Below are 10464 nucleotides of genomic sequence, written 5' to 3'. Positions count from 1 at the left end.
AGCCCTCGTCGGCGACCTTGTCGGCGAGCGCGGTCATCTTCTTGCCGGTCTCGTAGAGCGCCTTGCCGTCCTCGAGATAGCCCTCCTGGTCGAAATGCATGATCTCGATCTTCTCGGTTTCCTTCATTTGTCTCTCCTTTCTGGGGTTGTTTCCACATCCCCCATGCCAACGGGCATCAAAACCCGCTTACATTCCGTAACACTCGGCCGCTTTGGCCTTAAGCGCATTGACTGACTCTTCGTAGCCCTCTGCCTTGACCTCCATTTGCTTGGAGACGGCATCAAGATACGGGTGCACGTCCCATGACTTCAGACGCTCGGCTATCATGGCCGCAATCGTCTGGAAGAACACAAGATTGGGAATTGCGCTGAGCAGCGGAGCCACCTGAGGCACCGCAACCTCGTGAGCCCTACCCTTGGGATGGGCCGTGAGCAGCACCGTTTTTGTCGTAACGTTCGATAGCGCATCAGCGATATTCGCAAGACGCTCCGACCCCTGCGGATCGTCGACGATAAACACCAGATAGCCCGGAACGATCTGCATCTCGGGACCGTGGACGAACTCCTCGCCTTCGTGATGCATGGCAGGAATCTTGATGGTCTCGCTCAGCTTGAGGGCCGCCTCTTCGGCAACGCCATAGTTGGGGCCGTTGCCGACGACCATGGCGGGCGTGTGCTCAGAAAGCTCGAGCATGTGGTCTTGGACATATGCCTCGGCGGTCTTGCACATCACGGCATTGGCCTGGATAGCCTCACGCAGGTCGTCAAGACGCTGGGCAACGCCCTTGGCGTCAATCGTTCCGCGCGCCTGACCGCCGTAAATACCAAAGAGCACCAGGTACTCAACGAGCACCTCGACGCCCAGAGTCACAAAGTCCACCGACTCGACGCCCACACCGTAGTCAAGAACGATGTCAGCGTGTTCCTTGATGGGTGCCTCGACGTTTGCCGTGAGCGCAACTGCAGCCATATCGTGTGCGCGCATGTAATCGAGCGCCGCAATCGTATTGGTCGAATAGCCACTCTGCGAAACGGCAATGTTGAGCACATGCTGCGGATAGGTGTGTTCAAAATCGACGAAGGCCTCGGGCGTCACAACGGACACCTGCATTTGCAGGGCATCTTGCAGGTAATCGCGGGCGCAATCGGCGGCATGGCGCGACGAACCCGAAGCAACGATGCGCAGCGCGTCAAAAGAACCGGACTGGAAAATATCAACGAGCTGCGCTACCAGCTCAGACGAACGCTCGAGGTTCTCCCCCATACGCACATGGGCAAGCTGAACGTAATCGAGCATCTTCATCGTCTCACCTCGTAACAATCATTAGTATTTGATACCAATCACAGTTACAGGTTACGGCTTTTTGATACCTCTTTGTCGATTAATTTATCCCCATCGGCGAACGGTCGATTTTGAGCCCTGTAAGGTTGTATATACAGCTGACCCAACGATCAAAACTGGTTAGTTTCCCAGCCGTTATTCACAAAATACCAGCTAGTACGTATAGGTGTAGCCGCCCGTATCGCCACGATTGAAGGACTTTACATACTCGATAGCCTGACCGCTCGCGTCATAGCTCACGCATTCCAAAAGCAAAACAAGATCGCCCTGTCCCAGTCCAAGGAGGCCGGCATCTCGTGCGCCCAGCGCTTCGATATCGAGCTTTTCCTGTGCCATGACTGGCTTTCGGCCCAGCATCTCATAGGTCTCGTACAAACTGAAGACCGACACGTCAATATCTTCGATGGTTGGGAACAGCAGGCAGGGAATCAGCGCCGTCTCAATCGATACGGGGCTACCGTTTATGCAGTTCAGGCGTCGAACGGAATAGAGCAGGTCGTCCTCGGCGATGCCAAACAGGTCGGCGTAATATGGCCCCGCATAACGCTTGGAACGCGCGAGAATACGGACGGACGGCTCGCCGCCCGAAGCACGGACCGATTCACGGAAACCGACCGTGCGTTCAAAAAAAGCAGGTACTTTCTGCGCCACAAAGGCACCTTTTCCCCGAACACGGCGAATCTGCCCGCGCCGAACCAGCTCATCGACAGCGCTTCGGATGGTCAAGCGTGTCGTACCAAATTCCTCGGCAAGGTCTTTTTCGGACGGAATCATGGAACCCGTGGGATATATACCGCGCTCGATACGTTCCTCGATGCGGCGTCGAATGCGCATATAAACCGGGGTGGCATCTACTGTTTCAGCCATTGTTCACCTGCCACGCTCCTCATGCCGTTCTCTTCGCCGTTATCGGCAAAGCGGAACTTTGTGGGCAAAATCACCGATTTGCAATGCTCCACAAAGCGCATGTCCTTATCAAATTCGATCGAGCTCTCATAGAACACCGGCGTTCCCTCTTCTTGCTGGAGCAGCTCGGCCTCTTCGGCGTTCAAACGCGAGATGGAGATATGCTCACGTCCATGCTCAACACGCACGCCACCTTCTTTGAGCAAGACATCGTAAAGACTCTCACACTCAAAATCGTGCTCGGGAAGCGCGGGGCACAGGGACAGGTTAACGTGAGCGGTCTCGATTGACGCCGGCTCGCCCTCTATAAGTCGAATGCGCTGCATGCGGAGTAAAGGAGCGCCCACAGCCACCCCAAGCTTGTCGGCAAGCGCCTCATCCGCCTCGATGGTCCCGGTGGAAACCAGACGAGAAGAGGGGTGCAGGCCGGCAGTCCGCACAGCATCGGAAAAGTTATACGTTTCCTGGAAGATATTCAGCGGCTTGGGAGGACACACATACGTACCCGATCCGCGACGGCTCTCGAGCGTTCCACACGAGATGAGCCGCGTGATACCGGCGCGCAACGCCGTACGCGAAACGCCGATCTCTTCGCACAGCACACGCTCGGCCGGCAGTCGATCGCCGACGGCAAGCTGGTGGTGCTGGATATACCAAAGAATTCCCTCAACAGCACGATCTTTGGGGGGAATTGCATAAGATTCGCCTGCCATTGCACAGACTCCTCATTCAGAAACGTATGCCGCCATAATTAGGCCAGCCCTCCCATGGCATCAAATTCGGCCTTGATCTTCTCGGCGACATTCCGATACGACTTATATAGACTTGAATCGCGTTTGACTTCGTCGGTCATAACGGGAATCTCTAATTTGGAAACTTCGTCTTTTCCCGTCTGAACCGCCACAACAACGCCCATACCAAGACACATATTACGCTTGGCAGCGTTTATTTTCGCCGCCTTGGCAGGATTTACCAGGATACGCTGGGCAAATTCCTGTTTTGAGGCCACTTCCTCGGCCTCCGGATCGCCCGCCTCGGCCACTTCGCACTGCAACACGTCCGCATAGTCAAAAATCTTAGGCTCTGCACCGCGCTGATGCACGGCCCACTTGCGGCGCGTGGCATCCTGGTAGATAGCCGGCAAAAACGTAAACCGCGGCGGGTCCAAAATCGTATCCGTGATGGTAAACACATCGGGATCAAAGGCATCCTGCGGGTTTTTCTTCTTGAACAGCCCCATATCAGCCTCCCGTACTAGCATTAAACAACTCAAGCTGAATATAGCACCAATTTCAAGCCGCTGCCTTACCCTATCGGTACGCGGCGTCTATGGCTCGCCCAGCGGAAAAGTTCACGGACGAGGGCCGGGATGCCTGCTTTGTTTTGAGAAGTGGGCTCCGCGAACTTCTCAAAACAAGGCAGGCACCCCGGCCCCGCCGGCAAATAGCGGACACTCCGCATGCAATCTATGCAAACAAACAAGTACGCTTAGCTACATTCGGTAAGATCGAGCACGCTGCCCTTCACGATAAGCGCCGGCTCCAGAACGACTTCTTCGGCACGTCTACCGCCCCTACCGGCAAGACGCTTGGACATGCAGCCAAAAGCATGCTCCGCGAGGACACCAGGATCCTGCTCAATCGCGGTCAGCGCCGGCTCAAAGAGAACGTCGGCCGCCGAGTTGTCATAGCTCACCACCGAGATATCGCCCGGGATGCTCTTCCCCATCTCGTGCAAGCGCTTGAGCAGACCGAGGGCAATGTTATCCGAACTTGCGAACACAGCGGTGGCATCAGTTGCGAGCACCGCCTCCGAGGCCTCGTATGCACTTGGAATGTAGTACTCGCTCTCAAACTCCAAACGCGCGTCGATAGGCAGGCCAACCTCGCGCAGTGCGCGCTCATAGCCGGCAAGTCGTTTGCGACCCGTATTGGAGCGGCGTGCGTTAACCAGGCAAGCAATACGGCGGTGGCCTTGCTCGATCAGATAGCGGGTGGCCATGTAGCCGCCCATCTCGTGGTCGAACATCACCTTGTCGCACTCGAGTCCCTCAATGGCACGGTCGACCATTACGGCCGGGATGGGCAGGTGGCTGACTTCTTCGCGCAGGGCGCGGTCGTCGGAGAACTCGTCGCCCACGACCAGGAAGACGCCATCAACGCCGCGCGTCACCAGCTGGCGCAGCAGCTCCAGATCGTCATCGGCGCTTCCGCCCGAGCTGGTAATGAAGAGCGCATAGCCGTCCTCGCGGCAGCGCTTTTCCAGGCTACCGGCGAGCGAGGCAAAAAAGCGGCTCTCGATGTTAGGGACGATAAGGCCCAGGGTGCGCGACTCGCGCATGACCAGGCTGCGCGCGATCTGGTTGGGAACATAGTGGTTGCGCGCCGCGACCTCTTTGATGAGCTTGCGGTTTTCTTCCGAGATGCGACAGGGCCGATTATTGAGCACAAGCGAGACCGACGAGGGGGAAAGCCCCACCTCCTGGGCGATCTGCTTGAGGGTGACTTTGTTGGCCATCTCGCTCCTTCCGGGTTTACGCGCAATCTCTTGAAAGTATAGCGACTACCCCTCTACCTCGGTGATAAACACTTTACCAATCCGGTAGACGGCTGTTTTATCGCCGCCAGCGCACCAAATCCGTCCGGATGGGGTATATTGCAATCGATTGATGACAACGACCACCAAAAGGCGGATATTCGTATGCACGAGAACGACTTTTTTAACGAGGACCTGCTGTGCGCGCTTGCTGGCGTTGCCGGCGAGGACAACGTACTGATGAGCGAGCCCATGCGCGAGCACACCACGTTTAAGATCGGCGGCCCGGCCGACGTCTTTGTCACGCCCGATACCGAGCAGGGCCTCGTCGCCACGCTCGATACCTGCTATCGCTGCGATCTGCCCCTCACCATCGTGGGCAACGGCTCCGACCTACTCGTCGGCGACAAGGGCATCCGCGGCGTCGTCGTGGCGCTGGGCGAAGGCCTCTCCGACATTACGATCGACGGCACGCACGTCACGGCGGCAGCCGGCGCGCTGCTTTCCGATGTCGCAGCCGCGGCAGCCGAGGCCGGTCTCACCGGCATGGAGCCCATCTCGGGCATCCCCGGATCGGTCGGCGGCGCCTGCTACATGAACGCCGGTGCCTACGGTGCCTGCATGGCCGATGTGCTGGAGTCCGTGCGCGTCTACAAACCCGCTCGCCAGCTCGACGACGGCACCCGCGGCAGCGGCAATATCATCGAGTTCGATGTCGACGAGCTCAACCTGGGTTATCGAAAGAGCCGCATCGCCGATGACGGCTTTATCGTGCTTTCGGCCACCTTCAATCTCGCCCCGGGCAACGCCGCGATGATCAAGGCCGACATGGACGACTACCGCCAGCGCCGCGAGGACAAGCAGCCGCTCGACATGCCGAGCGCCGGCTCCACTTTCAAGCGCCCCGAGGGTTACTTTGCCGGCAAACTCATCATGGATGCCGGCCTGCGAGGACACGCCGTTGGCGGCGCGCAGGTGAGCGAGAAGCACTGCGGCTTCATCGTCAACGCCGACCACGCCACCGCCGCCGATGTCGACGAACTCATCCGCCACATCCAGGCAACCGTCAAAGACCAATTCAACGTAGACCTAGAACCCGAAGTCCACCGAGTCGGCGAATTTTTATAAAAAAGAAGGCCCCGAAAGGGGCCTTCGCCATATTTATTCAGATAACCCAGTCCGGTGTGTCGCGCTCAGGACCCGAGAGGGCCGGGACAGTCCGAGAGGCATAAGGTTGATCGCGAGTTCCGCACGAGCCGGAGAGCACTTAATGTGCTCTCCGTGCGAGCAGGACTGCCCGAGCAGGCAACCTTATGCCTCTCGGACTGTCCCGGACCAAACCGCCGTTACGACAGTGCAATACCGCCAAGCCAGCCCCAGCGCACGCCAGAGCCAGTACCATAAAAGCTAATGAACGAATCGAGCGACTTCGATGTAATGGCACCCTCGTTGCTCATAACGATGCCGCCGCCAACGTAGATACCCACATGACCGTAGATAAGGCCCGGAGCACCCGTGCCGCTGTGCGAGGAATCGGCCACGATCATGCCCACCTGCAGCGCCGAGCGGTCGGAGCTATAGCACCAGGCGTTAAACATGTCGCACGCATTGCCTCCAAAGTAGCCAACGCCGGCGTTACGGAAGACATTGGTGACCCACGCCGCGCACCAGTTCTGACCCGGCGAAGGCGTGGAGTAGCACGCGTTGACGACAGCCTGCTGCTTGCCCGAGCCGGCATTCTGCTGCGGAGTTCCGGGCGCGTACGATCCACCACCCGAGCTCGAACCACCCGAGTAGGAATTGTTCTTGTTCGCGGCAGCCGCGGCAGCGGCAGCCTTCCTAGCGGCCTCCTCAGCCTGGGCGGCAGCGAGGATCTCGGAATCGCGCTGAGCCATGAGCTCCTTGACGTCGTCGGAAAGACCGTTCAGCACGGTCTGGACTTCTTGCTGCTTGGCCTGCATGTCCTGCATCTGGGCAGTCTGCTGGTCCTTGAGCTTCTCTAAGTCGGCCTTCTGCGACTCGAGCTCGGTCTTTTGCGCATCGAGCTCTTCCTGGATGGTCTGAATGTCCTCGATGGCGTCGCGGTCGCTCTTGTTGATCTTCTCAACGTAATGCGCGTTGGCGACGAGTTCCTCAAACGAGCCAGAGGCCAGCAGCAGCGACAGGATGTTCGTGCCGCCGGACTTGTAGCTGGCGGCCACGCGATCGGAAAGGTCGTTGCGCTTCTTCTTGAGCTCGGCCTTCTTTTCATCGATCTGGGCCTGCGTGTCGTCAATCTTGCCCTGGACATTCTCGATGTCGTTGAGGGTCTGGGCATTCTTGTTGGCCAGCGCCGCATACTCATTTGCGATGCTGTCGAGCTGGGCCTGAACCTCGTCGAGCTGGGCCTGGGCGGCATTCAGTTTATCGGTGGTTTCTTTGGAAGCCTCCGCCGCATGGGCGCGAGCGGGCAGGCCAAAAAGAACTGCCGCAGAAGCGGCGCCGAACAGGGCCTTGAGGGCAGTGCGGCGCGAGAGCTCCTGGGAAAGGATGGAATCGCTGTTTGGTGACATATGTACTCCGTTACATGCTTATTTATATGTCGCTCAACTCATACATATTAGCGTACATATGGCGCGTCCCAACGATTTCCACGAACGGCAGGAAACTACAAGGTCAGCGGCTCGTAAGCAAATGTCAAAGATCAGGTTATGCGTACGCAAGCTCTTCTATGAGTACGTTAGCACAATCCTCTGCTTTTCCTACAGCGCACGATTTGGGCGTCCCTGCCTGCGCTATACTCCCCTGAAGAAGTGTTCCTGATTCGATAGGAGACTACATGTCCAAAGCACTCGACCCCAAAGACACCTGCGTCCTCGTTACCGGTGGCGCCGGCTTTATCGGCTCGCACACCGTCGTTCAGCTGCTCGAGGGTGGCTACCAGGTCGTCATCGTCGATGATCTCTCCAACTCCAGCGCCGTCGCCGTCGACCGCGTCAAGACCATCGTGGGCGACGAGGCCGCCAAGAACCTCACCTTCTACGAGGCCAACGTGCTCGACCGCGATGCAATGAACAAGATCTTCGATACCCATCAGATCGACCGCGTCATCCACTTCGCCGGTTTTAAGGCCGTCGGCGAGTCGGTGAGCAAGCCCGTCGAGTACTACCACAACAACATCGAGAACACCCTGGTGCTCATCGACGTCATGCGCAACCATGGCTGCAAGTCCATCATCTTCTCGAGTTCCTCGACCGTCTACGGCGACCCGGACAACCCGCCCGTCACCGAGGAGGATCCTAAGAAGCCCGCGACCAACCCCTATGGTTGGACCAAGTGGATGATCGAGCAGATCCTTATGGACGTCCACACCGCCGACCCCGAGTGGGACGTCGTGCTACTCCGTTACTTCAACCCCATCGGCGCCCATCCGTCGGGCCTGATCGGCGAGGATCCCAAGGGCATCCCCAACAACCTGGTGCCCTATGTCGCCCAGGTCGCCGTGGGCAAGCTCGAAGCCGTTCAGGTCTTTGGCAACGACTACCCCACCCCCGACGGCACCGGCGTGCGCGATTACATCCACGTGTGCGATCTGGCATCTGGTCACGTGGCCGCCCTCAACTGGATGAACGGCAAGACCGGCGTCGAGATCTTTAACTTGGGCACCGGCACCGGCACCTCGGTACTCGAGGTCGTCGCCGCCTTCTCCAAGGCTTGTGGCAAGGAGCTGCCCTACGTGATCCGCGAGCGCCGCGCCGGCGACATCGCTGCCAACTGGTGCGATGCCTCCAAGGCCGAGCGCATGATGGGCTGGAAGGCCCAGTACGACATCGCGGACATGTGCCGCGATAGCTGGAACTGGCAGAGCCACAACCCCAACGGCTTCGCCGACGCCGAGTAGCAAAAACCTACATACCGCTCTTGCCCCGATCTCACGCTGTGAGGTCGGGGCTTTTTCATGGCATGTAACCATTCGCCGCAAATCGACCAACTTTTTTATCTTGCCTGTACATGTTTAAACAACATGTTTTACAATAGGCGTATCGAATCAGAACATCGGAGGCGGACTGCACACCCATCGGCAGGCCGACCCCACAACAAGAAGGTTGGTGAGCGCATTCATGGAGCGTGCAAGCGGCGTCCTCATGCCCGTCTCATCTCTGCCCGGACCATACGGAATCGGCGGCTTTGGTTGGAATGCCTACGACTTCGTCGATTTTCTCGCCTCGTGCAAACAACATTACTGGCAGATTCTGCCCCTTACGACGACCAGCTATGGCGATTCGCCCTATCAGTCGTTCTCGGCCCGCGCAGGCAACCCCAACTTTATCGACTTTGCCGAGCTTATCGAGGCAGGGTATCTGGAGCAGCGCGATATCGATGGCGTGTATCTGGGATCCGACCCCAGCAATGTCGACTACGGTGCTATCTTTGGCGGCCGCCGTCAGATTCTCGACCGCGCCGCTGAGCGCTTTGCTGCCGACAAGCCGGCCGATTTCGATGACTTTATCCAGGCCAACGAGGACTGGCTCATCCCCTACTGTGAGTTCATGACCGTCAAAGAGGAGTGCGGTCTCAAGGCGTTTTGGGAGTGGCCCGCGGAGCTCCGCACCCGCGGCGAGGCTTCCGCCAAGGTCTGCGCCGACCATCCGGCGCGTATGCTCTACCACCAGATGACGCAGTACTTCTTCGATCGCCAGTGGAGCCGCCTCAAGGCCTATGCCAACGAGCGCGACATTCTCATCATCGGCGACCTGCCCATCTATGTCTCGCGTGACTCCGTCGAGATGTGGGCGACGCCTGAGCTCTTTAAGATCGACGCCGCCGGCAATCCCGTGAGCGTCGCCGGCACGCCGCCCGACCAGTTCTCGGCCACCGGCCAGTACTGGGGCAACCCCATCTACGACTGGGACGCCATGGAGTCCGACGGCTTCTCCTGGTGGGAGGGCCGCATTCGCGCCGCCCTCGACATGTACGACGTCATCCGCCTGGATCACTTCCGCGGCTTCGAGGCCTATTGGGAGGTGCCGTTCTCCTCGCCCGATTCGTCCTACGGTTCGTGGACGCAGGGTCCCGGCCTCAAGTTCTTCAAGACGCTCGAGGAAAAGCTCGGCACGCTGCCCATCATCGCCGAGGACCTGGGCTTCCTCACCCCCGGCGTCATCGACATGCGCGACAACTCGGGCTTCCCCGGCATGAAGATCCTGCAGTTTGCCTTTGAGGGCACCAACTCGTACTACCTGCCGCATAACTACATCCCCAACACCGTCGCCTATGTGGGCACCCACGACAACGAGACGGCGCGCGGTTGGTTTGAGGGAACGGCCACCCCCCGTCAGCGCGAGCAGGCAGCCCTGTACACCCATCAGCAGGCCGGCGAACCCATGGCAGATGCACTCAACCGCACCATCGCCGCCAGCGTGAGCGACACGTGCATCTACACCATGCAGGACCTGCTCAACTTGGGCAACGAGGCGCGCATCAACACCCCTGCCACACTGGGCGGCAACTGGACCTGGCGCATGCTCGACGGCGCCATCACCCGCGAGCTCGAGCACAAACTCACCGACTGGACCGAGACCTACTTCCGCATCCCGTCGGAAGCCGAAATCGAGCTTCCTCAATAGGAGCTACCGCGCCCAACCCCTCCCCACCGTGCGGACGCGCTTGCTTTTCCCGCGCGAGGCCACCCCAATCCCCTC

The 10464-nt window shown here is 58.9% G+C and carries 9 protein-coding genes; 3 read left to right on the top strand and 6 right to left on the bottom strand.

All coding sequences use genetic code 11. The features are described from left to right. Positions 1-187: 187 nt before the first annotated feature. The 5 genes from AAAX75_RS09510 to AAAX75_RS09490 all read right to left on the bottom strand — a co-directional run bounded on the left by AAAX75_RS09510 (position 188) and on the right by AAAX75_RS09490 (position 4765). Positions 188-1303: an SIS domain-containing protein gene (locus AAAX75_RS09510; RefSeq protein WP_196022648.1), complete on the bottom strand. Its 1116-nt coding sequence runs from the start codon at positions 1301-1303 to the stop codon at positions 188-190. Positions 1304-1495: 192 nt separating this feature from the next. Further along, positions 1496-2209 carry a GntR family transcriptional regulator gene (locus AAAX75_RS09505; RefSeq protein WP_349091991.1) on the bottom strand — a complete coding sequence of 238 codons (714 nt, stop codon included), beginning with the start codon at positions 2207-2209 and terminating at the stop codon, positions 1496-1498. After that, complete coding sequence (locus AAAX75_RS09500) at positions 2194-2961, bottom strand: GntR family transcriptional regulator (RefSeq protein WP_349091990.1); 768 nt, start codon at positions 2959-2961, stop codon at positions 2194-2196. Before AAAX75_RS09500 ends, AAAX75_RS09505 begins: the two co-directional genes overlap by 16 nt. Before the next feature lie 38 nt (positions 2962-2999). After that, positions 3000-3488 (bottom strand): hypothetical protein, encoded by a 489-nt coding sequence (locus AAAX75_RS09495; protein ID WP_196022645.1) that lies wholly within the window; start codon positions 3486-3488, stop codon positions 3000-3002. A gap of 248 nt (positions 3489-3736) precedes the next feature. Further along, entirely contained in the window at positions 3737-4765 is a 1029-nt protein-coding gene (locus AAAX75_RS09490; RefSeq protein WP_118260376.1) for a LacI family DNA-binding transcriptional regulator, read from the bottom strand. Positions 4766-4948: 183 nt separating this feature from the next. Between AAAX75_RS09490 and murB the strand changes: the two genes are divergently transcribed. Next, on the top strand, positions 4949-5911 hold the full coding sequence (gene murB / locus AAAX75_RS09485) for a UDP-N-acetylmuramate dehydrogenase (protein WP_349088208.1): 963 nt from the start codon (positions 4949-4951) through the stop codon (positions 5909-5911). A 218-nt stretch (positions 5912-6129) separates the two neighbouring features. On the opposite strand, the gene AAAX75_RS09480 is transcribed toward murB, so the two are convergent. Beyond that, positions 6130-7335 carry a hypothetical protein gene (locus tag AAAX75_RS09480; protein ID WP_006235871.1) on the bottom strand — a complete coding sequence of 402 codons (1206 nt, stop codon included), beginning with the start codon at positions 7333-7335 and terminating at the stop codon, positions 6130-6132. A 266-nt stretch (positions 7336-7601) separates the two neighbouring features. Here AAAX75_RS09480 and galE point away from each other — a divergent pair, with 266 nt between their 5' ends. Together galE and malQ are read left to right on the top strand one after the other, a co-directional pair. After that, on the top strand, positions 7602-8663 hold the full coding sequence (galE, locus tag AAAX75_RS09475) for a UDP-glucose 4-epimerase GalE (RefSeq protein ID WP_006235870.1): 1062 nt from the start codon (positions 7602-7604) through the stop codon (positions 8661-8663). 208 nt (positions 8664-8871) lie between these two features. Beyond that, positions 8872-10389, top strand: coding sequence for a 4-alpha-glucanotransferase (gene malQ, locus AAAX75_RS09470; RefSeq protein WP_349091988.1), 1518 nt, complete (start codon positions 8872-8874; stop codon positions 10387-10389). Positions 10390-10464 lie beyond the last annotated feature (75 nt).

The sequence above is a fragment of the Collinsella sp. CLA-ER-H7 genome (assembly GCF_040092345.1).
In the GTDB taxonomy this organism is placed as follows: domain Bacteria; phylum Actinomycetota; class Coriobacteriia; order Coriobacteriales; family Coriobacteriaceae; genus Collinsella.
This window is presented reverse-complemented; position numbering and strand designations above follow the sequence as displayed.